The sequence below is a fragment of the Gillisia marina genome, from assembly GCF_000258765.1.
GTDB classification, from domain to species: Bacteria; Bacteroidota; Bacteroidia; order Flavobacteriales; family Flavobacteriaceae; genus Gillisia; species Gillisia marina.
Window position 1 is genome coordinate 1 of the sequence record NZ_AJLT01000047.1, and the last position, 22,789, is coordinate 22,789.

General features: G+C 35.0%; 21 protein-coding genes and 3 pseudogenes. 17 read left to right on the plus strand and 7 right to left on the minus strand.

All coding sequences use genetic code 11. The annotated features are described in order from the left end of the window. The 9 genes and pseudogenes from ON07_RS16490 to ON07_RS11295 all read left to right on the plus strand — a co-directional run. On the plus strand, window positions 1-403 hold a 403-nt coding region (locus ON07_RS16490), incomplete at its 5' end, for a DDE-type integrase/transposase/recombinase (RefSeq protein ID WP_155807220.1). 8 nt (window positions 404-411) lie between these two features. After that, window positions 412-546 carry a hypothetical protein gene (locus ON07_RS17200; protein ID WP_237708910.1) on the plus strand — a complete coding sequence of 45 codons (135 nt, stop codon included), beginning with the start codon at window positions 412-414 and terminating at the stop codon, window positions 544-546. 186 nt (window positions 547-732) lie between these two features. After that, window positions 733-1,080, plus strand: coding sequence for a GNAT family N-acetyltransferase (locus ON07_RS15340; protein WP_010231428.1), 348 nt, complete (start codon window positions 733-735; stop codon window positions 1,078-1,080). A 393-nt stretch (window positions 1,081-1,473) separates the two neighbouring features. Next, complete coding sequence (locus ON07_RS11270) at window positions 1,474-1,974, plus strand: hypothetical protein (RefSeq protein ID WP_010231430.1); 501 nt, start codon at window positions 1,474-1,476, stop codon at window positions 1,972-1,974. Window position 1,975: 1 nt separating this feature from the next. Beyond that, window positions 1,976-2,911: a TolB family protein gene (locus ON07_RS11275; protein WP_033445099.1), complete on the plus strand. Its 936-nt coding sequence runs from the start codon at window positions 1,976-1,978 to the stop codon at window positions 2,909-2,911. A 136-nt stretch (window positions 2,912-3,047) separates the two neighbouring features. Beyond that, window positions 3,048-3,638: a HupE/UreJ family protein gene (locus ON07_RS11280; protein WP_010231434.1), complete on the plus strand. Its 591-nt coding sequence runs from the start codon at window positions 3,048-3,050 to the stop codon at window positions 3,636-3,638. A gap of 105 nt (window positions 3,639-3,743) precedes the next feature. Beyond that, window positions 3,744-4,174, plus strand: a pseudogene (locus tag ON07_RS15345) (deoxycytidylate deaminase). After that, window positions 4,171-5,760 carry a S41 family peptidase gene (locus ON07_RS11290; protein WP_029331867.1) on the plus strand — a complete coding sequence of 530 codons (1,590 nt, stop codon included), beginning with the start codon at window positions 4,171-4,173 and terminating at the stop codon, window positions 5,758-5,760. Before ON07_RS15345 ends, ON07_RS11290 begins: the two are co-directional and overlap by 4 nt. An 85-nt stretch (window positions 5,761-5,845) precedes the next feature. Beyond that, window positions 5,846-6,082, plus strand: a complete 237-nt coding sequence (locus ON07_RS11295) for a hypothetical protein (RefSeq protein ID WP_237708911.1) — start codon at window positions 5,846-5,848, stop codon at window positions 6,080-6,082. 362 nt (window positions 6,083-6,444) lie between these two features. Here ON07_RS11295 and ON07_RS11300 read toward each other — a convergent pair whose 3' ends face one another. Further along, window positions 6,445-6,648 (minus strand): hypothetical protein, encoded by a 204-nt coding sequence (locus ON07_RS11300; protein ID WP_010231445.1) that lies wholly within the window; start codon window positions 6,646-6,648, stop codon window positions 6,445-6,447. Continuing rightward, a complete protein-coding gene (locus ON07_RS11305; protein ID WP_029331869.1) occupies window positions 6,645-7,220 on the minus strand; it encodes a MarC family protein in 576 nt (191 codons plus the stop codon). The genes ON07_RS11300 and ON07_RS11305 overlap by 4 nt, the downstream gene beginning before the upstream one ends. A 145-nt stretch (window positions 7,221-7,365) precedes the next feature. Here ON07_RS11305 and ON07_RS11310 point away from each other — a divergent pair, with 145 nt between their 5' ends. The 7 genes and pseudogenes from ON07_RS11310 to ON07_RS11340 all read left to right on the plus strand — a co-directional run bounded on the left by ON07_RS11310 (window position 7,366) and on the right by ON07_RS11340 (window position 16,491). Beyond that, window positions 7,366-7,935: a DUF3109 family protein gene (locus tag ON07_RS11310; RefSeq protein ID WP_010231450.1), complete on the plus strand. Its 570-nt coding sequence runs from the start codon at window positions 7,366-7,368 to the stop codon at window positions 7,933-7,935. A 299-nt stretch (window positions 7,936-8,234) separates the two neighbouring features. After that, window positions 8,235-9,233, plus strand: a complete 999-nt coding sequence (locus ON07_RS11315) for a hypothetical protein (RefSeq protein ID WP_193360283.1) — start codon at window positions 8,235-8,237, stop codon at window positions 9,231-9,233. A gap of 640 nt (window positions 9,234-9,873) precedes the next feature. Then, entirely contained in the window at window positions 9,874-10,851 is a 978-nt protein-coding gene (locus ON07_RS11320; RefSeq protein ID WP_010231456.1) for a ribonucleotide-diphosphate reductase subunit beta, read from the plus strand. 191 nt (window positions 10,852-11,042) lie between these two features. Then, window positions 11,043-13,517 carry a ribonucleoside-diphosphate reductase subunit alpha gene (locus tag ON07_RS11325; protein WP_010231459.1) on the plus strand — a complete coding sequence of 825 codons (2,475 nt, stop codon included), beginning with the start codon at window positions 11,043-11,045 and terminating at the stop codon, window positions 13,515-13,517. A gap of 389 nt (window positions 13,518-13,906) precedes the next feature. Next, the gene (locus ON07_RS11330) at window positions 13,907-14,581 is read left to right on the plus strand and encodes a hypothetical protein (RefSeq protein WP_010231467.1); all 675 of its coding nucleotides are present in this window, start codon (window positions 13,907-13,909) and stop codon (window positions 14,579-14,581) included. A gap of 70 nt (window positions 14,582-14,651) precedes the next feature. Then, window positions 14,652-15,997 (plus strand): annotated as a pseudogene (gene dgt / locus ON07_RS15350) (dGTP triphosphohydrolase). Window positions 15,998-16,011: 14 nt separating this feature from the next. Next, complete coding sequence (locus tag ON07_RS11340) at window positions 16,012-16,491, plus strand: OsmC family protein (protein ID WP_010231473.1); 480 nt, start codon at window positions 16,012-16,014, stop codon at window positions 16,489-16,491. Here ON07_RS11340 and ON07_RS11345 read toward each other — a convergent pair whose 3' ends face one another. Both ON07_RS11345 and ON07_RS15355 read right to left on the minus strand, forming a co-directional pair. Beyond that, window positions 16,492-17,508, minus strand: a complete 1,017-nt coding sequence (locus ON07_RS11345; protein ID WP_010231475.1) for a DUF3078 domain-containing protein — start codon at window positions 17,506-17,508, stop codon at window positions 16,492-16,494. It lies immediately after the preceding gene. 14 nt (window positions 17,509-17,522) lie between these two features. Beyond that, window positions 17,523-19,300: pseudogene (locus ON07_RS15355) on the minus strand (1-deoxy-D-xylulose-5-phosphate synthase). 38 nt (window positions 19,301-19,338) lie between these two features. On the opposite strand from ON07_RS15355, the gene ON07_RS11355 reads away from it, so the two are divergent. Further along, complete coding sequence (locus tag ON07_RS11355; RefSeq protein WP_010231478.1) at window positions 19,339-19,788, plus strand: nucleoside deaminase; 450 nt, start codon at window positions 19,339-19,341, stop codon at window positions 19,786-19,788. Window positions 19,789-20,212: 424 nt separating this feature from the next. On the opposite strand, the gene ON07_RS11360 is transcribed toward ON07_RS11355, so the two are convergent. The 3 genes from ON07_RS11360 to ON07_RS11370 are packed head-to-tail and all read right to left on the minus strand — an operon-like array spanning window position 20,213 to window position 22,516. Further along, window positions 20,213-21,619: a sugar porter family MFS transporter gene (locus ON07_RS11360; RefSeq protein ID WP_010231480.1), complete on the minus strand. Its 1,407-nt coding sequence runs from the start codon at window positions 21,617-21,619 to the stop codon at window positions 20,213-20,215. 46 nt (window positions 21,620-21,665) lie between these two features. Continuing rightward, a complete protein-coding gene (locus ON07_RS16320; protein ID WP_237708913.1) occupies window positions 21,666-21,893 on the minus strand; it encodes a family 16 glycosylhydrolase in 228 nt (75 codons plus the stop codon). Further along, window positions 21,848-22,516 carry a hypothetical protein gene (locus ON07_RS11370; protein ID WP_010231482.1) on the minus strand — a complete coding sequence of 223 codons (669 nt, stop codon included), beginning with the start codon at window positions 22,514-22,516 and terminating at the stop codon, window positions 21,848-21,850. The genes ON07_RS16320 and ON07_RS11370 overlap by 46 nt, the downstream gene beginning before the upstream one ends. Window positions 22,517-22,789 lie beyond the last annotated feature (273 nt).

Below are 22,789 nucleotides of genomic sequence, written 5' to 3' on the forward strand. Positions count from 1 at the left end.
AATTGGTAGAGATACATTGTTCAAGGTACTTAGAGAACATAAAATGTTGACATTAAGAAAGAAGTATAGTGCAAGGACAACCAATTCATATCATAGGTTTTATAAGTACAACAACAGTATAAAGAATCTAAAAGTGAACAGGCCTAACCAAGTATGGGTATCGGACATTACCTATATCAGAACCGTAAAAGGATTTTGTTATCTAGCACTCATTACAGATATGCATTCAAGAAAGATTGTGGGTTATGACCTCAGTGATAGCCTGGAGCTTAAAGGATGCGTAAGAGCACTTAATAAAGCCGTTTACCAAGTCAAAGACATCAAAGGCTCATACATCATTCAGACAGAGGAATACAGTATTGCAGCAATGTGTATACACAAATCCTCAAAAGAAAAAAGATAGGCATCAGTATGACAGAAGAAAACCATTGCTACGAAAATGCCATGGCGGAACGTGTAAATGGGATCCTCAAAGATGAATTCTATCTCGATCAGGTCTTTACAAACAAGGAACACGCTAAAAGAGCAGCAAAAAAATGCCATTAAATTATATAATGAAATAAGATTACATTTATCTTTAGACTATCAAACACCAAATATGGTATATAAATTAACAGCGTAAAATCAATTTTAACCTGTAGCCATATTTCAGGACAAGACAGTCCATTTTATTTTTTTTAAATGCATGTAAATCCCTTCCGTTCGATAAGAAATTTATAATTTTTGTGATCTATGATTTTAACTCGTACTTCTTTTTTAGAACCAGAAGAGAAACAAGCCGTTTTAAAGCTTTGGAATCAAGAATATCCAAAAAACTTGCGCTATTCTACTGTAAAAGAATTTAATAATTACCTCACAGGCTTAGAAAACTTGCGTCACGTTTTAGTAAAAGATGACCGCCATGCTATTTTGGGTTGGTATTCAGATTTTAAAAGAGAGAACGAAGTTTGGTTTGCTATGATCCTTGACACTTCGATTCAAGGAAAAGGTATAGGTACTCGCTTAATAAACAAGGCTAAAAAAAAGACACGAAATTTTAAATGCTTGGGTGATAGATCACTCAGATTATTCCAAAAATGATAACTCTATCTATAAATCGCCTTTGAAATTTTATTTAAAAAATGACTTTAAAATCATAAAAGAAACTAGACTAGAATTGCCAAAGATCTCTGCCGTAAAAATAACGTGGAAGAGAGATTAGCATCTGTCAATCTTAATTAACTCTTTTCTCGCAAATAAGGTTCTAAATATTCAGGAATAACTACTTTAAAAATGCGCAAAAGGACCGTATTGAAGCTCTTAGTAATGATATTTAGTCTTTATAAATATAGAAGTTTAAATATTTTAGTTGTAATTCAAGTATTTGAAAGAACATCGAACATTTTATAGCCTTAACTTCAAAATCCGGGTTGTTGAAATCATTCTTTGGAATGGGTTTTCAAAATTGAGTACTTTCAGGAAAACTTTTAAATCATGCAAACACTATTAATAACATTAGCATTATTTCTCTGCACATTATTGGGTCAAGCTCAAACTGAATGTAATTGTTGCACACCCAACCATCAGCAATTTGACTTCTGGGTGGGAGATTGGGATGTATATGATACCTCAGGGAAAAAAGTAGGCGAAAACAAAATAGAAAAACTGGAAAGTGAATGTATAGTAAGCGAAAACTGGAAAGGCGCAACTGGCGGCAGCGGAAGAAGCTATAATTATTACAACGCTGCAGATTCTACCTGGAATCAAGTGTGGATCTCAAATTCCGGGAACAATCTTATTTTAAAAGGGCGAGCAGCTCCAAATAAAATGATCTTAAAAAGTGAGTTAATTGAAAGTAAAAAAGGTAATTATTACAATCAGATCACCTGGACAAAAAACGAAGATGGTAGTGTCACTCAGCTTTGGGAAGTTTTAAATAATAACGGCGAATCTCTTTCTGTAGCATTTGAAGGAATTTATAAATCAAAAAAATAATATGTTATATAAAGTACTCTCAGTAACCTTCTGTATTATAATAACATTTAATGTTTCCGGACAATCTAAAAAGCAAGTGGAGCCTGCATTTACAAACTTGTTTTCTGAATTTCAAAACGTTCGAGATTTCAGCATGAATTCAGATGGGACAGAAGTTTATTTTACCGCTCAAAGTATTTTAGAAGAAATTTCAATCATTGTTCAGGCAATCAAAACTGAGGATTCTTGGATTAAAAAGCAATTAATAACGTCTTCCGGGAAGTTTAAAGATCTAGAGCCATTTTTAGCTCCGGATGGATTGAAATTATACTTTGCTTCGAATAGACCTACAAAGGACTCTTCAGAAGTCAAAAAAGATTTTGATATCTGGTATTTGGAACGCAAAAATAAGAATGATAATTGGTCTGATCCTATTAATATAAACACCCCTATTAATTCTGAATTTAATGAGTTTTATCCTTCTGTTTCAGAAAATGGGAATTTATATTTCACCAGTGATCGTCCAAATAGCAAAGGGAAAGATGACATTTATCTGAGCGAATGGAATTCCGGTGCGTACCAAACTCCCGTCTCTTTAAGTGATTCCATAAATTCAGATGGGTACGAATTTAACGCCATTATCTCTCCAAAGGAAGATTTTTTGATTTTTAGCGGCTATAATCGTGAAGATGGTGTTGGAAGCGGAGATCTATATATAAGTAATAAATTAAAAAATGGGGACTGGGAACGCTCCAGAAATTTGGGAGCAAGTATTAATTCAGATAAAATGGATTACTGTCCATTTATCGATTTTGAAACGAATACGCTTTACTTTACCAGTAAAAGAAGCGCTATCCAGCCAAGAGACTTCAACAGTTTAGATGAATTTAAAAAAGCCCTTAACAATTTAGAAAATGGACAAAGCAAAATTTATAAAACCTCTTTTAAGCCAAATTAAATTTTAATTTAAAATCCATAATTGGATCAAAATACTCATTATTTAAAAGAGATATTTCAACGCTAAAACCTATAAAATCATATTTTTGCCAGCTTTATAATTAATTGTATTTTCGAGCTTTAGCACCCCCCACACTATGTCTGAATTTTGGTTGTATTTTAGGTTAGGCCTGGAACATGTATTAGATTGGTCAGCATACGATCATGTTTTGTTTATTATTGTTTTGGTAGCAGCATACTCATTTAGTAGCTGGAAACGAGTGTTATGGTTAGTAAGCATTTTCACCCTTGGGCATACCGTATCTTTATTTTTGGCAGTGTACGATGTGGTAAAAGTAAATGCCTCTTGGGTAGAATTATTAATTGCTTTAACTATTCTGTTTACCGCATTTTATAATATCCTGTCGGCAAAAAAGAAAGAACATCAAAAAAATATTAATATTCTATACCTAAGCACGGCTTTCTTCGGAATTATACACGGATTGGGGTTTTCGAGATATTTTAAGATGATTTCCCCCGATTCTTCCAACAAGTTTTTACCACTTATAGAATTCGCATTGGGAATTGAAGCAGCTCAAATTATTGTTGTCATCTCGGTATTAATTGTATCGTTTATACTTCAAAAATTATTTCGTGTAACTAGAAGAGATTGGATTTTAGTAATTTCAGCAATTGTAATTGGTATTTTATTGCCTATTTTAAAAGAAACAATAGAGGCCGTTTGGTGAAAATTTAACGACAATAAATTGTTTTAACCCGTGTCTTACAATATTTTAGTAAGCTTATTGTTTTAAAGCCTAACTACTATATTCAGAAGGAATTGATTTAAAAATATGCAGAAAGAAAAGCAGTTAAAATTTGATAAAGCTTATTTAAGAATAGCAAATGAATGGGGGAAACTTTCACATTGCAAACGAAAACAAGTTGGTGCGCTTATTGTGAAAGATAGAATGATAATTTCCGACGGATATAACGGCACGCCAACAGGCTTTGAAAATTATTGCGAAGATGATGAAGCTACACCAAGTGGTATGTGTTACATGCTGAAGCGAATGCTATTTTAAAAGTTGCTTCGTCTACACAATCTTGCCAGGGTGCAACACTTTACATCACCATGTCCCCCTGCAAGGAATGTAGTAAATTAATTCATCAAGCGGGTATTACGCGAATTGTATACGAGATTGGATATAAAGACAACACCGGCTTAGACTTTTTAGAAAAAGCCGGCATAGAATTAAACCAAGTAACAGAATTGAACAGTTGAAGAAAAAATACAAAATATACCTCCCATTATTGCTGGGATTAGCCTGTGCCGCAGGAGTTCTGCTTGGCTCCAAGCTAGATTTTACCCCAGATCAAAAAGGGCTATTTTCTTCTAATGCCAAGAAAGAAAAGCTCAATAGGCTTATAGATTATATAGACTACGAATATGTAGATGATGTAAATACAGACAGCATTGTAGATGTTACGGTAAATAGGATCTTGGAAAATCTGGATCCACACTCGGTATATATCCCTAAAAATGAATACGCCGGGGTGACCGAAAATATGCAAGGGGATTTTGTGGGTATTGGCGTAAGTTTTTACAATGTGCAAGACACCATTGTTGTAATTCAGGCTATGACTGGCGGACCTAGTGAAAAATTGGGAATTAAGGGTGGAGATAGAATCCTTTATGCCAACGACAAGCAACTTTTTAACAAGCAAATTAGCAACGACTCTATAATTGCGCAACTCAAAGGCGTAGAAGATTCTAAGGTTACACTAACAGTTCTGCGTAAAGGCCTTAATAAATTGCTGAAATTTAATGTGAAGCGCTCTAAAGTTCCATTAAAAAGTGTAGATGCCGCTTATATGCTGAATTTAGATCTTGGATACATAAAAGTGAATCGTTTTTCTGAAACAACCTATAAAGAATTCAAATCGAGTCTTATTAAATTAAAAGCTGAAGGAGCTACCCAAATTGTGATAGATCTAAGGGATAACCCGGGAGGTTATCTTTCTGAAGCCATCAATATAGTTGATGAATTTTTAGAGGATGGACAGCTTATTTTATTTACAAAAAATAAGAAAGGCGCTATAGAAGAAACTTTTTCCAATAAAAAAGGAGCTTTCGAGAAGAATAAACTTTTTGTGCTTATTAATGAAAATTCCGCTTCAGCAAGTGAAATTGTTGCAGGTGCATTTCAGGATAACGACCGCGGAACTATCGTTGGAAGACGTTCTTACGGGAAAGGTTTAGTACAACGAGAAATGGAACTAGGAGATGGAAGTGCAGTAAGATTAACGATTGCTAGATATTACACCCCAACAGGAAGGTCGATCCAGAAATCTTATGAGATGGGAAATGAAGCATATTTCAACGACTATATTCTAAGATATAAAAATGGAGAAATGACAAATGGAGATAGCATTCATGTTGCAGATTCTCTACGTTATGAAACTCCGGGAGGAAAAATAGTATATGGCGGTGGCGGAATAATTCCCGATATCTTCGTGGCCAAAGACACCAATATGGAACGAGAAAATATCACCTACGTTCTTAGGCTTGGTCTTTTTAGCCGATTTGTATTTGAAGAACTTGAGAAAAATAGATCGTTTTACAATAATCTTTCTTGGAAAGAATTTTATACCAGCGAAGTTGTAACAGATAAAACCGTAGAGAACTTTTTAGCGTATATGAAAAGTCAGAATGTACCAATGAAGGTTGATACATATCAACCACTTCTGAAAAAATATATAAAAGCAGTTATGGCAGAGCAACTTTTTGGAACGAATGAATTTCAACGGATAATTAATGAAAATGACCGAATTATTGATAAAGTGATTGAATTATCTTTAACAAACTAGTATATTCGTAGTTACAGTGGATGCTTACAACGACTATACAGCCATTTTCCTTTTACTTTCTCCCTTGTTCTTTTACATTGTGGCAGTGAGCTTCCGCCTATTGGATAACAGTGCGCTACTATTCTTACAAAAAGAAATTTTAGTAGATTCTTCAAATGTTTCTTTAGGAGCAATTAAAGATCAAATAGATTCTTCTGCAGACTATCAATTCAAATTAAAACTCAAAAGAGCGCTACTATATAGAAAACTGCATCGTGTATTTATTATCTTAATGATAGCTTCAATTCCTGTTACAGTAGTAACATACTTCACTTTATTTTAGTTTCTATAAAACCTGCCGACTTCATTATTAAATTTCGATTTAAAAATTATCTGAAATCTGGAGACAATCAAAACCAAGAATTTAAATAGCTGATAATCAGTTGTATTGATTTAGGCTTATTACTATTAAGTCTTATATCCGTAAACAGAAAATCGGTGCTTTTTATAGATGAACGGTTAGATCTAATGGAATTTTAGGATGCACAAAATCAAGGGGTTAACTTAACGAAAGAATTATAAATAAATTCCAAAGCCTATAACATAATGATTGAAAGTTTATTCCTACACCCAAAATAGACTTGTAGCTATTTTCATACAAATCAGCCTCTCAAAAGCACGCTTTAGAGAAATTTCTATCCTTGATTATTTCTTCCCCTTAAATTTTCGATCAATTGCTTTAGAGGTCAATAAAATTGAAAGCAAAACAATCACACAGGCTGCACATATAATTCCTATAAGTGCAATTGCGCTATCCTCACCTAGAAGATCGTCAAAATTTAATACTGTTACGTTATAAGCAATAACAATTACAGAAAGTGCAATTAGTATGTAGATGAATATTCTCATTTAAATAAATTCTGAATGTTAGCGGCAAATAATTTTACTGCAATTGCTAATAAAATTACACCAAATATTTTTCGAATCACATTAATTCCTTGCTTTCCTAAAAAACGCTCGATTTTACCCGAAGATTTAAGCACCAGGTAAACAAAGATGATATTGATTATTATGGCGATAATAATGTTCACGGTATCATATTCAGACCTCAGGGACAACAAGGTGGTCATAGTCCCGGCACCGGCAATAAGAGGAAACGCCAAAGGAACTACCGCTGATGTTTCCGGTGTCTCATCTTTATAAAGTGTAATTCCTAAAATCATTTCTAATGCCAGAAAAAACAAGATAAAAGAACCTGCAACAGCAAAAGAATTTACATCTATTCCTATAAGATTTAAGATCTCTGCTCCAACAAAAAGAAACATCACCATTAAAATACCCGCGACAATAGAAGCCTTTTCACTCTGAATTTTTCCGGCTTTTTTCTTTAGATCTATAATAATTGGAATGCTACCAATAATATCTATTACAGCAAATAAAATCATGCTGGCAGTACCAATTTCTCTGATATCAAACTTCATAACAATACGCATTAAAATGGCCGCAAAATTACGCTTAAAATACAGAATGAAAATAAATTTCAGAGGAAATTTATAAAAACACAAGTCTTCAAAAAAGCCGAACCAAAGCGACCATAAATTCAGTTTATATAATATCTTTGCGGCTATGTTTCAAATAGGTAAAACCATCGTTTCTGAAGATATAATCCAAAAGGATTTTGTGTGCAATCTAGCGGCTTGTAAAGGAGCTTGCTGTATAGATGGCGATGCAGGAGCACCCTTAGATGCTAAAGAAACAGAAATTCTTAAGGAAATTTATCCAAAAGTGAAACCATTTCTTCGCAAAGAAGGGATTGAGGCTATAGAGGCTCAAGGTACCTCTATCACTACCGAAGATGGCGAGCTAGAAACACCCCTTATAAATGGCGCAGATTGTGCCTATGTAACTTTTGACAATAGAGGAACTGCCTTGTGCGGAATTGAAGAGGCCTATAACCAAGGAGAAATCGATTGGAAAAAACCTGTTTCTTGTCATTTATATCCGGTACGTGTTCAGGATTATTCAGAATTTGCCGCAGTGAATTATCACCATTGGCATATTTGTGATGATGCATGTACTCTTGGAAAAGAACTTCAAGTCCCTGTCTACAAATTTGTAAAACAAGCTTTAGTTAGAAAGTTTGGTGAAGAATGGTACGGAGAATTAGAAAAGGTTGCTGAAAATCTAAATAAATAGCTTTGCTATTCTTCAGAAGAATTCTTTAAAAATTTTAAAATTCCTAAATATATTTCCCCTTTAGCAGCATCGATTTTCAATATTTCTCTTCAGCCAAATCTGTGATTTTTAGTTTAAAATTTACTCATCTCAATTCTTTTCTTATTAAGATTTTCTCATAAATCCTAAAGCTTAAAAAATAATTCCTATAAAAGCTCGACTTAGATTTTCTTGAATATAGTTAGAATGACTAAATTAGTGTAATATCCTAATTTTTAGATTATTACAATTTAAAACTAACCATTCTAATACCTGTAATCATGAAAAGATCACACTATTTTTTGACGAAATTATTTGCTACAATAGCCTTCCTAGGTGTATTAATTTTAATTAGTTGTAAAGACAAAAAGCCTGAGGAAGAGTCTATCGTTTTATCTGAAGAGAAACCGAAAACAGAAAAATCTGAGCCTGGAATTGTAGAGGTTGTTACAAACAATATGGACTTTCAGATGGTAAAATCTATCCCTTCCGGTTGGACCACTTTTAAATACCGAAATCAATCTGCAGACACGCATTTCCTGCTTTTAGAAAAGTATCCCGAAGGAAAAACTATTTCCGATGCCAAAAAGGAAATATTACCCGTATTCCAAAGTGCAATGGATTCAATTAATTCCGGAAAGCAACAAGCCGGAATGGCAACATTCGGAAATCTCCCGGATTGGTTTCAAGAAGTAATCCTTATGGGCGGAACAGGATTGATAGCTCCCGGAAAAATCGCACAAACTACAGTTAATTTAGAGCCGGGAACCTACATTGTAGAATGTTATGTAAAGATGAATAATGGCATGTTTCACTCCTTTTTAGGCATGGTAACCGAATTAAATGTAACCTCTGAAAAGAATGAAAAAGAGCCTCCTACCCCAACTTCAGAAATAACAATTTCGAGTGCAAATGGAATTGAATTTAAAGATGACTTGGAAGCAGGAAGACATACTTTTAAAGTGAATTTTAAAGATCAGGTTGTGTATCCAAATTTTGTTGGACATGATGTGAATTTGGTAAAATTAGCAGATGGTGCCAGCCTTGAATCCTTAGAAAAATGGATTAACTGGTTAGATCCTAAAGGTCTTATTTCTCCAATACCTGAAGGTTTTGAATTTTTAGGTGGTGTTCAGGATATGCCAGCGGGAAATTCCGGGTATTTTTCGGTGAATTTGCAGAAGGGACATTATGCGTTTATTGCAGAAATTCCAAATCCTTCCAAACATAAAATGCTGAAAGAATTCAGCATTAAAGATAAAGATATGGCATTAAAGTAAATCAAATACTACAATAACAGCTAACTCCTTGATAATATGCTAATTATTCGTTAATTATAATAAATGATTATAATTACTATTGTACATTTATAATGTAATACTACCCTGCATGTTTTAGTATCCTCCCGTCTCCCCTTTTATTTAATATATAACAGCATTAATTTAAAACGGACTTTGATTTTTTTGATCAGTTCTAAAAGAACTGGGTTCCCTACAATCTACCAGAGATACTTGGCATTTAAAAAAATCATTCCGTTTTTTCATTCTAAATTCTTCCCTAATTACAGCCTCAAAGATTTGTGCATTTATTTTAATAGTTTCTTGATTTTACATTTGTTAAAAATACATGCAAAAAACACCAATTGTTAATAGCTTTAAAACCCGCTTGTATCGGTTTGTTTTAAAGGGATTATGGCCAAAACACCCGTATCCATCGTTTTTTATCTATACTACATAATAAGCTGTACGACAACTACTTAACTGCCAGTATTCACTTTTCTTTAAGAATACAAAATCCACCATCTGTTAAAAACTTTGTTGAAAACGTTTGTTTCATTTTCTTTCAAAATCTAATAGATTTTTCAATATTTGTTAGAACGCGAATTTCACGTTTAGATCACAACAAAAAAACCACTAGTCTATGGCACAACTTGAACCCATTTTACAAGAGAACAAAGATCGTTTTGTAATCTTTCCAATTAAACATCACGACATTTGGGATTGGTATAAAAAAATGGAAGCCAGCTTCTGGACTGCTGAAGAGATCGATCTTCATCAGGATCTTTCAGACTGGAATAACAAGTTGAACGCAGATGAGCGTTATTTCATAAAACATATCCTAGCATTTTTTGCTGCTTCAGATGGAATTGTAAATGAAAACCTTGCTGAGAATTTCGTAAATGAGGTTCAATATGCAGAGGCGAAGTTCTTTTACGGTTTTCAAATCATGATGGAGAATATCCATTCTGAAACATACTCTCTTCTTATAGACACGTATGTAAAAGATGAGAAAGAAAAAAATCAGTTATTTCAAGCGATTGAGCATTTCCCGGCGATCAAGAAAAAAGCAGATTGGGCCTTACAGTGGATAGAATCTGATTCTTTTGCTGAAAGATTAATCGCATTTGCGGCAGTAGAAGGAATTTTCTTCTCCGGTGCATTCTGTTCTATCTTCTGGTTAAAGAAACGTGGTTTAATGCCTGGATTAACTTTCTCTAACGAACTAATATCTCGTGACGAAGGTGTACACTGTGACTTTGCAGTGCATTTACACCAAAATCACATTATTAATAAGGTGCCTAAAGAACGTATTCACCAAATACTTACCGATGCATTAACCATTGAGCGTGAGTTTATTACAGAATCTTTACCTGCCAGTCTTATTGGTATGAATGCCAAATTAATGACAGAATATCTGGAATTTGTTACCGACAGATTGTTGGTAGAATTTGGATGTGAAAAAGAATATGGCAGTGCAAATCCGTTTGACTTTATGGATATGATTAACCTGCAAGGGAAAACAAACTTCTTTGAAAAGCGTGTAGGAGAATATCAAAAAGCAGGTGTGATGAACAAAGATAAAGACACCGATAAAATAAGTTTTGACGCCGACTTTTAACTAAGCGTTTATTAGATACGATCGTGCCCCCCAACACGGTTGTATTTAATGTTTACTAAACCCGTAAAATATTCGAATAACTGAATTTGAGAACCCCTACTTCTCGATTTCCACTTTTCGGTTACTATATAAATTTCTGTTTGTATCCTATGAATCTTCATAAGAGACAAGCCCTTTAAAACCATAAGCCCATGTATGTACTAAAAAGAGACGGCCATAAGGAGCCCGTTATGTTCGACAAAATTACAGCCAGAATTAGAAAACTTTGCTATGGTTTAAATGAATTGGTGGACCCGCTTAAGGTTGCCATGCGTGTTATTGAAGGTTTATATGATGGTGTTACAACGAGTGAACTAGATAATTTGGCTGCAGAGGTTTCTGCAACAATGACCACTTCCCACCCGGATTACGCCAAACTTGCGGCTAGAATTTCAGTCTCTAACCTACACAAAAACACCAAGAAAACATTTTCTGAAGTGATGACAGATCTTCATGAATATGTAAACCCTAGAACCGGTAAAAAAGCACCGCTTTTAGCAGATGAAGTACAAAAAGTGATTCAGGAAAATAAAGAATTACTAGATTCTACTATTATCTATAACCGAGATTTTAATTACGATTACTTCGGATTTAAAACTCTAGAGCGTTCTTATCTTTTAAAATTGAATGGAAAAATAGCGGAGCGCCCACAACATATGTTAATGCGTGTGTCTATTGGAATCCATATAGATGATATTGCAGCAGCTATTGAAACTTACGACTTAATGTCTAAGAAATTCTTTACGCACGCAACGCCTACTCTGTTCAATTCTGGAACTCCAAAGCCACAAATGTCTTCTTGCTTCTTACTTACGATGAAGGATGATAGTATAGATGGTATTTACGACACCTTAAAACAAACCGCTAAGATTTCACAGTCTGCCGGGGGAATTGGATTGTCTATTCACAATGTTCGTGCTACCGGATCTTATATTTCCGGAACTAATGGAACTTCCAATGGGATTGTACCGATGCTTAGAGTATTTAACGATACTGCAAGATATGTAGATCAAGGTGGAGGAAAACGTAAAGGTTCCTTTGCGATGTATGTAGAGCCATGGCATGCAGATATCTTCGATTTCTTAGATCTTAAAAAGAATCACGGAAAAGAAGAAATGCGTGCAAGAGATCTTTTTTATGCCATGTGGATTCCGGATCTTTTCATGCAACGTGTAGAAAAAGATGAAAACTGGACCCTAATGTGTCCTAACGAGTGCCCAGGACTTTTTGATATTCACGGAGAAGAGTTTGAAGCCTTGTATCATAAATACGAAGAAGAAGGAAAAGGTAGAAAATCTATCAAAGCTCGTGAGTTGTGGGAGAAAATCCTAGAATCTCAAATAGAAACAGGGACTCCTTATATGTTGTATAAAGATGCAGCAAACAGGAAATCCAATCAAAAAAACCTTGGAACTATTAGATCTTCCAACCTCTGTACAGAGATCATGGAATATACCAGCCCAGATGAAGTTGCGGTATGTAATCTAGCTTCCATCGCTTTGCCAATGTTTATTAAAGGCAATGAATTCGATCATAAAGAACTTTATAAGATCACAAAACGAGTGATCAAGAACTTAAACAAGGTCATAGATAGAAACTACTATCCTGTTAAAGAAGCAGAGAACTCTAATGTACGTCACCGTCCGGTTGGATTGGGTGTACAAGGCCTGGCAGATGCTTTTATTAAATTGAGAATGCCATTTACCAGTGACGAGGCAAAGGCCTTAAATCAGGAAATATTTGAAACTCTTTATTTTGCTTCGGTTACCGCTTCTATGGAACTTGCAATTGAAGAAGGGCCTTACTCTTCTTACGAAGGATCTCCAATGAGTAAAGGAGAATTCCAGTACAACATGTGGGGAATTAAAGATGAAGATCTTAGCGGCCGTTGGGATTGGGCAAAACTGCGTAAGCAAGTAATGAAAAATGGAGTAAGAAACTCCCTTTTAATGGCGCCAATGCCTACAGCATCTACTTCTCAGATTCTTGGAAATAACGAAGCTTTCGAGCCTTATACTTCTAACATCTATACTAGAAGAGTACTTTCAGGAGAATTTATAGTAGTAAACAAGCACCTATTAGAAGATCTTGTAGAGCGTAACTTATGGACAGAAGATGTGAAAAATGCCATTTTACGTGCCAATGGATCTGTACAAGGAATAGACATTATTCCGCAAGACCTTAAGGAGTTGTATAAAACCGTTTGGGAATTAAGCATGAAGGACATTATAGATATGTCCAGACAACGTGGATATTTCATAGATCAGTCACAATCGCTGAACCTGTTTATGGAAAATGCAAACAACAGTAAGTTAACCTCAATGCACTTTTACGCATGGAAGAGCGGACTTAAAACCGGAATGTATTACCTAAGAACTAAGAGTGCCGTAGATGCTATTAAGTTTACTTTGAAAAAGGAAACTAAAAAGGAACCGGTATTAGAATCGTATGCAGAAATGGCACAACCGGATGAAGTGGTTGCTCCAGTTCAAGCAGCAACCCAAGTAGAACCACAACCGGTACAGGTAGCTGTAGAAGGAGATGCACTTTCTCCAGACGAGCTAAAAGCATTAATCGCCCAAGCCAAAGAAGCAGAAGGTGATGATTGCCTGATGTGTGGATCTTAAATTTTAAATTTTTACTCCAACTTTTATATAGTTACACTTCAACGGGGAGAACTAAATCTTCCCGTTGATATTTAAGAATAATAATTAAAAACTTAAGAAAGGTATAAAAACAAAAAAAAGGGACATATGAAATATCCCTTCTTGGTATAATTGAAAGTCAAATTTTACGGATTGAGCCCCAGTAATAATTTTTATGACTTCATCGAAGTTGAGATTACCTCATCTCCTATTTTGTATTTTTCAAACGTACAAAATTAGAATCTTCTCACCAAGTTAAATATTTCAAACCAAAATAATTTCTCTTTTAAAGGCTCTCATAGTGAGCGTCTAGAGATAAAATTAATTTATCAACAATCAAATTTATTTGTTGATAACAGAAATATATAATTATGGCTATAAAAATTTCAATAAATCCATTTGTGGATTTCGAACTTAGTTCAGAAGCAAAAAAACTTAGAATTATTAAGGATCAGAAAAATCCCAGTCCACTTAGGGTTGGATGGTATCAAACACCTAGAGCAAGTATCAAAAAAAGCTTAAAACAAAACGGTGATTCTCAACCTCTTTTAGACGGTATAGACCGACTAAAGAATAAAATCACAAGTAAACCACAGCAACTTCAGAATAAAATGGTTTCAATTGAAGCGTTAGACCATTTTATATCTATTAAATTACCAACAATTCTCAAAAATCATCAATATGAAGTTATTAAAGAGAAAGAAATTAAATCTGTAATTATAGATAATGTTGAAATTGTTGTTTCTCCAGATGTGATATTTAAAATTGTTCTCAATGGCGAAACTTATATTGGAGCTATAAAACTTCATTTATCTAAAAACAATGTTTTTGATCTTAAGCAATCTTTAACCGTTTCCACATTAATACATCAATATTGCATAAGTTTATCAAATAAATACGAATTAAAGGTTTTACCTGACTTGTGTTTTTCAGTAGATGTATTTGGTGAAAGAATTGTTTCGGCTCCTATCAATGCTAAGCCATATTTATTGAGAATAAAGAATATTTGTAAAGAAGTTAAAAAATATTGGTCAACAGCTGCTTAATATTAAATAACTTAAATTTGGAATTAAGGAGCTGTAAAAGCTCCTTTTTTATAAAAATTAGCCAAAAATGATGAATTGGGAACAACTCCTTTCCTTAAAGAGATATGGAGATACGAATAAAAGATTACGCAAAGAACAAGATGAAACCCGCCTAGGTTTGAGGTAGATTACGATAGAATTATCTTCTCTTCAGCCTTTAGAAGTCTGCAGGATAAAACACAGGTAATCCCATTGTCCAAAACAGATTTCGTACATACTCGATTAACTCATAGTTTGGAAGTATCTGTAGTTGGTAGGTCCTTAGGAAGACTCGCAGGGCAAAAAATTTTGGAAAAGCACCCACAATTAAAAGAAACCCACGGTTATAGGATGAACGATTTTGGAGCTATTGTAGCTGCTGCGGCCTTGGCACATGATATTGGAAATCCTCCTTTTGGACATTCCGGAGAAAAAGCGATTGGAGAATATTTCAGCCTTGGTAACGGAAAGCGTTTTAAGGAGCAACTTACCGACAACCAATATCAGGATCTTATAAAATTTGAAGGAAATGCAAATGGCTTCAGAATTCTAACAGAAAACAGGCCGGGAATAGAAGGTGGACTCCGTTTATCGTATGCTACTTTAGGTGCTTTTATAAAATATCCAAAAGAATCCCTTCCGCATAAACCCACAAAAAATATAGGAGATAAGAAATTTGGTGTTTTTCAAACAGAAAAAGAAATATTCGAAGATATCGCCGATGAATTAGGTCTCAAAAATGTAAGAAATGGAGAGTTTACTGCTTTTTCCCGTCATCCCCTTGCTTTCTTAGTAGAGGCAGCAGATGATATTTGCTACACCATCATCGATTTTGAAGACGGTATCAATCTTGGTTTAATAGATGAGGAATACGCCTTAGAATATCTTATAAAGTTGGTAAAGAATAGCATAAACACCTCAAAATATAATTCGCTTACCAGTACAGCAGATCGATTGAGTTATTTGAGAGCTTTGGCAATTAATACACTAATCACTGAAGCAGTAGCTATTTTCCTGGAAAATGAGGAAGCAATTCTAAAAGGAGAATTTCATGAAGCGCTGTTTGATAAAAGCAGTTATGAGGCCCAGATAAAGGACATCATTAAAATTTCAGTAGAAAAAATTTACCAAAGTGAAGACGTTATAAATAAAGAGATTGCTGGTTACAAGATGTTATCGCACCTTTTAGACACCTATACAGGAGCCTTTTTGCCAGAATCTATTGCATTGGATGACTCCAATTTTAATAACCTGGTTAGAAAATCCGTTCCAAAATTAAAGATTCAAGATGATCAATCTGTTTACGAAACTTTAATGCAACTCTGCACTCATACCGCCTCCTTAACCGATGGAATTACGGTTGCATCATTTAATAAATATAAAGGAAATAGCATCTAATTTTGAAATTATAAATGAAGCTTCATAATTACGAGATAAAAGTAGAGTGGACAGGAAGCCTTGGAAAGGGAACCCTAGATTACAGAGCTTTTACAAGGGATCATGTTATTTTTGGTGAAAATAAATCCTCGCCAATCGATGGCTCTTCCGATCCTTCCTTTTTAGGAGATAAAATCAGGTATAATCCGGAAGAATTATTGCTTTCATCTATTTCTTCCTGCCACATGTTATGGTATTTACATTTATGTGCTGTTAACAATATTGTAGTGGTAAGTTATATAGATAAGGCCACCGGAACTATGGAAGAACTAAAAAATGGTAGCGGAAGATTTAAAAAAGTGATTTTAAATCCGGAAATTACAATAGCTAAAATGAGCAATATTAAAAGGGCTCATGAGCTTCATGTTGAAGCGAATAAAATGTGTTTTATAGCCAATTCTTGTAACTTTCCAATAGCCCATCAAGCTCTTATCGCTAGCCAAGAAAACGAATAATTAAAACTCATACATTACGCCCACTCCAAGCATTTGTTTAAACTGTATTTTTGGCCCGAGGGTTTCCAGAGTGCCATCATCGTTGGTATCTTCCTTAAATTTAACATCGTCATCATAAATTAAATGCGAGCCAATGTTAGCTTTAATAAATTCGTTGACTACCAAATTCAGTTTCAATTCCCAGTCTACATCAATATTCCCGAATTTATTGAGGTAATCTGTATAAAAACTCACCTGATTATCCAGATTTACATTCGTAAACACCTCTTTACTAAAACTGCTGGTTAATAAAATCCCAACTTCTGTTCGCACATTTTCCCCTTCAGTAATAATATTCCCAATGCTATCCCGGACGGCTGGTGTAACTCCAAACATCCCTTCATTCGCTAATCGTTGGTCTAAAACAAAAGTAGACTTATCAGTTAAAGGAGATAAGTACACGGTGAGATCTTCATTAGGCGCAGTATATTCGGCACCAACTCCTAAAAACACATATCCAGGCGCCATAAAACTGGAAATAGACTTATCTCTTTGGGGATATCTATAACCATTAGCAAATTGGGTTTTAAAATTGAATTTTGCAGAATACCTGAAATTAGAAGTTGAATCTTTTCGATATCCATAAGTTGAATTTAACGAGATCTCATCATCTGTTTTTCTAACTTTTCTTCCGTCCTGAGCATTAAGACCATATCTTATGGTTGCTGAAGTTTTCCAAAGCAGTAATTCCTTTTTAAACTTTCGTTCAAAATTTCCATAGAACAAAGCTGAAACCGAATTATTCCCACCCGCATTCCAGTTCACGAAAGCAACTTCGCTTAAGTTAACTCCAATAGAATTCTTCTCAGACCATTGCATCACAAGATTTTGATCTTCTTTTTTAATAGAATCATTTTTTATGCTATCAGAAGAAGTAGTATCTAATATTGTTTTAGGCAAAAGACTAGCAAAGGAGCTTGAAACAGAGGAAATTAAAACTAGTAAAAAAGGCAAGATTGGGGTAAACTTCAACTTCATTTATAACGGGTAAACTATTTATGTAAAAGACTCTTAATGGTAATCGCTATACTTTTAACGTCCAATTCTACAATTTCATATAATTGAGCCATACTTCCTTGCTCTATAAATTGATCTGGAACTCCCAAACATTTTATCTGATTTGTATAGTTGTGTTTAGCAGCAAATTCTAGAATTGCATTTCCAAATCCGCCAGAAATCACTCCTTCTTCAACAGTAATAATTTGCTTGAATTTGGAAAAAATTTCGTGAAGCATTACCTTATCTAAAGGTTTTACAAAACCGGCATCGTAATGAGCAACCTTGTCTTTTTCTTCTATTGAATTTACTGCTAACTTGACATTTTCAGCAATACTTCCCACGCTTAAAATGGCCAGATCTGTACCTTCAGATAGCAATTCACCCTTTCCTATTTCCAGCTTTTTAAATTTCTGTTTCCAATCTAATCGAACCCCTCTTCCACGTGGGTAGCGAATAGCCATAGGATTTTTAAGATCTATTTGAGCGGTGTACAATAAATTGCGTAATTCCACCTCATCTCTAGGAGCCGCGATTATTAGATTGGGAATACATCTTAAATAAGCGATATCGAAAACCCCATGATGTGTGGCACCATCTTCTCCCACCAAACCAGATCTATCCAAGCAAAAGATCACCGGGAGATTTTGTATCGCCACATCATGTATTAACTGATCGTATGCGCGTTGTAAAAAAGTAGAATAAATTGCACAATACACCACAAATCCCTGAGTTGCCATTCCTGCGGCCAATGTAACCGCATGCTGCTCGGCGATACCAACATCGAAAGCTCTTTCCGGAAAAGCTTCCATCATATATTTTAAGGAGCTTCCCGTTGGCATTGCGGGGTAATCCCTATTATTTTCTCGTTCTTTTCGGCTAACTCTACTAATGTTAAACCGAAGACATCTTGATATTTCAAAGGCAAACCTTCAGAACTCGACGGCAATAATTCTCCTGTATCGGGTACAAATTTTCCCGGAGCATGATATTTCACCTGATCCTCTTCTGCCTTTTGCAATCCTTTTCCTTTGGTAGTAATTACATGAAGAAATTTAGGCCCTTGTATTTTCTTCAATTCTTCAAAAGCGGCAAGCAAACCTTCGATATCATGCCCATCTACAGGACCATAATAATTAAAATTTAAAGCTTCAATAATATTATCCTGCTGCGGTTTATGGCCAACCTTTGCCTTTGTTAGATATTGTTTTAATGCGCCCACACTAGGATCTATTCCAATGGCATTATCATTTAAAATCACCAATAAGTTAGCCTTACTCACTCCGGCGTGATTCAAGCCTTCAAAAGCCATCCCACTGGCAATAGAAGCATCCCCCACTACCGCAATATGTTGTTTGGAAAACTCTCCCTTTAAATTTGAAGCAATCGCCATCCCAAGTGCGGCAGAAATCGCCGTAGAGGAATGTCCAACTCCAAAAGTGTCATAGTTACTTTCAGACCTTTTTGGAAATCCGCTTAAACCGTGTAATTGTCTATTGGTATGAAACACATCGCGCCTTCCTGTAAGTATTTTATGTCCGTATGCCTGATGCCCTACATCCCAAACCAGAAGATCTTCGGGAGTATTAAAAGCATAGTGAAGCGCAATAGTAAGCTCTACCACTCCTAAACTAGCACCTAAATGCCCCTCTTTAGTTGCCACGATATCTATAATGAATTTCCGAAGCTCCTTTGCCAAAACAGGCAATTCTTCCGTAGAAATTTTCCGTAGATCTAAAGGGGAATCAATAGTGTTTAAAATACTTTTTTCCATGGAAAGCAAAGGTACATTTTGAAATTGTATTTTTGGATATGGATTTAATTTTTGACGACGAGTATTTTATGCGAAAAGCCTTAGACGAGGCGAATTATGCGTACGAAAAAGGAGAGATTCCTGTAGGAGTAGTTATTGTTATAAATCAGCAAATTATCGCGCGAGGACATAATCTTACGGAGATGCTGAATGATGTAACAGCACATGCCGAAATGCAGGCAATCACGGCAGCAGCCAACTTTTTAGGCGGGAAATATTTGAAGGACTGCACGATGTATGTCACTTTAGAGCCTTGCCAGATGTGCGCAGGTGCTTTGTATTGGAGTCAGCTTTCTAATCTGGTCTTTGCAGCTACAGACCATGAACGTGGCTATAGAAAAATGGGAGGGCAACTACATCCAAAAACCAAAGTGAAAAGTGGCGTTATGGAAAATGAAGCTTCACAACTACTAAAACGCTTTTTTATTGAGCGTAGGAATTTAAATTAGATCCTTCAAAAGTCCCGAGAATTAAGGTACAGGATCATAATTTTTTTTATGTCACTTCGTCTCGATAAATATCGGGAAGAATCAAGAAGTCTTTAAAAAAGTGACATGACTTCATTGAGATTCTTCAGTCCGCTATGCTTACTTCAGAATAACAACTCTCTAAACTTTGTCATTCCGATCCCGGTTTTTATCGGGAAAGCAATTTAATTATCCAACATACAGTTCCTTAGAGATTCTTCGCTACACTATGTTGCGCTCAGAATGACATTAAATTATTGCTTATGAGCTCAAACTTCCTTTTTTGTCATTCCGACGAAGGAGGAGTCTCTTATAAATAACAATTATAATTCAATGAGATCCTTCGACAAGCTCAGGATGACAATTTTAAACAATCCCGAATCTATCGGGACAGGATAACGTAGTTTTAATTTACAACCTTTTTTGCTTCCTCAGGAATATCCCACATATCTTCCAACTCCTCTAAAGTCTTTCCTTTAGTTTCTGGAATGTATTTATAGGTAAAGAAAATAATTCCAAGGATAAATATGGAGAAAATGAAATAAGGCAAAGATCCATTCCAGAAATCACCTTCGTTAATTTTACTTTCCGCTACCATCGGGAAAGATTGGGTAACCATATAATTTGCTGCCCACTGAGCTGCTACGGCTATAGACATTGCGGTACTTCGTATGCTGTTAGGAAACATTTCAGAAAGTATTACCCAAACTACCGGCCCCATAGACATGGCAAATGAGCCAATAAATAATAAGACTCCAATTAATGAAAGTAAACCTACTGAATTGGTCATTAAAGTGGTTCCTAATAATAAGAATCCGGATAACATCCCCACTGCCCCAATATATAAAAGTGGTTTTCTACCAAATTTATCTACTGTTGCCATTGCAACAAACGTGAATAATAGATTAATCCCGGCTAATAATACCTGTTGAAGTAATACATCTTCTTTTCCAAAGCCTAAGGCTTTTTCGAAAATATCGGCTCCATAATAAAGCACTGCATTAATTCCGGTGAATTGTTGCAACATGGATAGAACTGTACCTATTGCAATAATGGCAAATACTCCTTTGGCAAAAATGCTTAGCTTCAATTTATGCTGATCTTTCTGAATGGAGTTTTGAATCTCATTATATTCCTGTTGAGCAACTTCGGCTCCATGTATGCGAACTAATACTTTTAATGCTTCCTCTTTTAATCCTTTTATCGCCAGCCAACGCGGACTTTTAGGCACGAAAAATAATAGTATTAGAAATGACAGACTAGGTATTAATTCAGACCAAAACATCAATCTCCAACCTTCCTGAATATTTTCTGCTTCCGAAGCGCTGTTTCCTATAAAGTAAGTGGCTAGAAATACTACAAAAAATCCAACCACAATCGCCAGCTGATAATAGGTAACCAAGGTTCCTCTAATCTTTGCCGGAGCGATTTCAGCAATATAAGTAGGTGCATTCATAGACGCAATCCCAATTCCTAATCCTCCTATAATTCTAAAAACTACCAATAAGCTTACAGATTCCGGTAGAAATGCCGGTAATCCTGAACCCCAAGCGGAAAGTGAAAATAAAACCGCCGAAATTATCAGTGAGTATTTTCTTCCTATTCCTTTACTAAGTGGCCCTGCTATAATTGCTCCTACAAAACATCCTATTAAAGCACTACCAACAACCCAACCCTTCATTCCTGCATCCAGATCGAAATATTGACTGAAGTAATACTGTGATCCATTAATTACTCCGGTATCATATCCAAAAAGCAATCCACCTAGGGCGGACACGATAGTGATTAAAATTAGAAATGTTTGGTTCTTCATTTGTTAGGAATTAGATCTTGATATGTCGAAAGTAATTAATTTAAATCTATAATTTGGTAACCTTGATGTAATCTACGTAAAGTTTTTGTGGCAATGCAGCATCATCTATAACTGCACCCCCTAAATTTCCTCCAACAGCAAGATTTATTAGAAAATAAAAAGGCTTTCTGAAAGGATAATGTTTATCATCATATTTTTTAGGAACAAAAGTGTACAAAAGGACATCATCTACATAAAATTTGATGTTTTCCTCGCTCCAGTCTGTTCTAAACAAATGAAATCCATCCTCGATCCCTTCAATTTTTGTCTTTTTGGTATTAACTGCTCCGGCCTCCCGTTTTTAATTAGAAAAACGCCCACGCTTTCTTGTTGATAATAGATATTTTCTTCAACCTTGAAAAGATTCATTATTGGAGCGCTTTCAGGAGTATCTACAGTAGAGATTTTTTGAGTACTTAGATTGTATAAATACAATTTTTCAAAACTTTGAAAAATCATCATCTCATCACTGTTTTCTATATGCCAGAATTGCTCTCCATCAGTCATTTTTTGAGGAAATTTATCTACCAAACTGGTATAATCTAAAGTTCCAAACTCATTTTCTTTCCAAAAACCAACTTCCATGTAGGCTCCGGTAAAAATCTTATCTCCCTTTGTTTTTACAGATCTAACTATGGTGTTATTGAGCACAGGATATAAACTCCAATCGGCTCCATTATATTCTAACAGCCCCGTACCGTTGGCGATATAAAAATTTTTATTTTCTGCCTGAGCAAGCATCCAGTTCTGGTTTCCGGCATCGTAAGTTGTAGCGCTATAATTTATTACAGGTGGAAGTTCTTGCGAAGCACCTAGAAAAGCACATAAAACTGTAAAAAAGAAGAAGTATATCCGCAAGAGAGTTGTTTTGAAGCTAATTTAAATTTTATTCTATAAATATAAGACTGAAACGCTAAAAGCTCTTCAGAAAATTCAATCTTAGATCATTTTCTATATTTTTTAGTAACTTGATTGTGAGTAAGAGTTTAAACTTTTTTAATCATAGAGGTCAGTGGTTTTGTTCATTTCAAACTTATAATGAATATTGGGATGTGAGGTTGAGCATTTCGACTTCGCTCAATACAGGCTAAAGTCGAAACCTCTTTTTTAAACTAAAAAGTTCTCGACTGC

Excerpts from the sequence above, each read along its gene's own strand:
- ON07_RS11320 (WP_010231456.1), top strand. The coding sequence starts at position 9,874 with ATGGCACAACTTGAACCCATTTTACAAGAGAACAAAGATCGTTTTGTA.
- ON07_RS11305 (WP_029331869.1), bottom strand. The coding sequence starts at position 7,220 with ATGAAGTTTGATATCAGAGAAATTGGTACTGCCAGCATGATTTTATTT.
- ON07_RS11280 (WP_010231434.1), top strand. The coding sequence starts at position 3,048 with ATGTCTGAATTTTGGTTGTATTTTAGGTTAGGCCTGGAACATGTATTA.
- ON07_RS11330 (WP_010231467.1), top strand. The coding sequence starts at position 13,907 with ATGGCTATAAAAATTTCAATAAATCCATTTGTGGATTTCGAACTTAGT.
- ON07_RS11300 (WP_010231445.1), bottom strand. The coding sequence starts at position 6,648 with ATGAGAATATTCATCTACATACTAATTGCACTTTCTGTAATTGTTATT.
- ON07_RS15340 (WP_010231428.1), top strand. The coding sequence starts at position 733 with ATGATTTTAACTCGTACTTCTTTTTTAGAACCAGAAGAGAAACAAGCC.
- ON07_RS17200 (WP_237708910.1), top strand. The coding sequence starts at position 412 with ATGACAGAAGAAAACCATTGCTACGAAAATGCCATGGCGGAACGTGTA.
- ON07_RS11360 (WP_010231480.1), bottom strand. The coding sequence starts at position 21,619 with ATGAAGAACCAAACATTTCTAATTTTAATCACTATCGTGTCCGCCCTA.
- ON07_RS11310 (WP_010231450.1), top strand. The coding sequence starts at position 7,366 with ATGTTTCAAATAGGTAAAACCATCGTTTCTGAAGATATAATCCAAAAG.
- ON07_RS11315 (WP_193360283.1), top strand. The coding sequence starts at position 8,235 with ATGAAAAGATCACACTATTTTTTGACGAAATTATTTGCTACAATAGCC.
- ON07_RS11270 (WP_010231430.1), top strand. The coding sequence starts at position 1,474 with ATGCAAACACTATTAATAACATTAGCATTATTTCTCTGCACATTATTG.
- ON07_RS11345 (WP_010231475.1), bottom strand. The coding sequence starts at position 17,508 with ATGAAGTTGAAGTTTACCCCAATCTTGCCTTTTTTACTAGTTTTAATT.
- ON07_RS11355 (WP_010231478.1), top strand. The coding sequence starts at position 19,339 with ATGGATTTAATTTTTGACGACGAGTATTTTATGCGAAAAGCCTTAGAC.
- ON07_RS11325 (WP_010231459.1), top strand. The coding sequence starts at position 11,043 with ATGTATGTACTAAAAAGAGACGGCCATAAGGAGCCCGTTATGTTCGAC.
- ON07_RS11340 (WP_010231473.1), top strand. The coding sequence starts at position 16,012 with ATGAAGCTTCATAATTACGAGATAAAAGTAGAGTGGACAGGAAGCCTT.
- ON07_RS11275 (WP_033445099.1), top strand. The coding sequence starts at position 1,976 with ATGTTATATAAAGTACTCTCAGTAACCTTCTGTATTATAATAACATTT.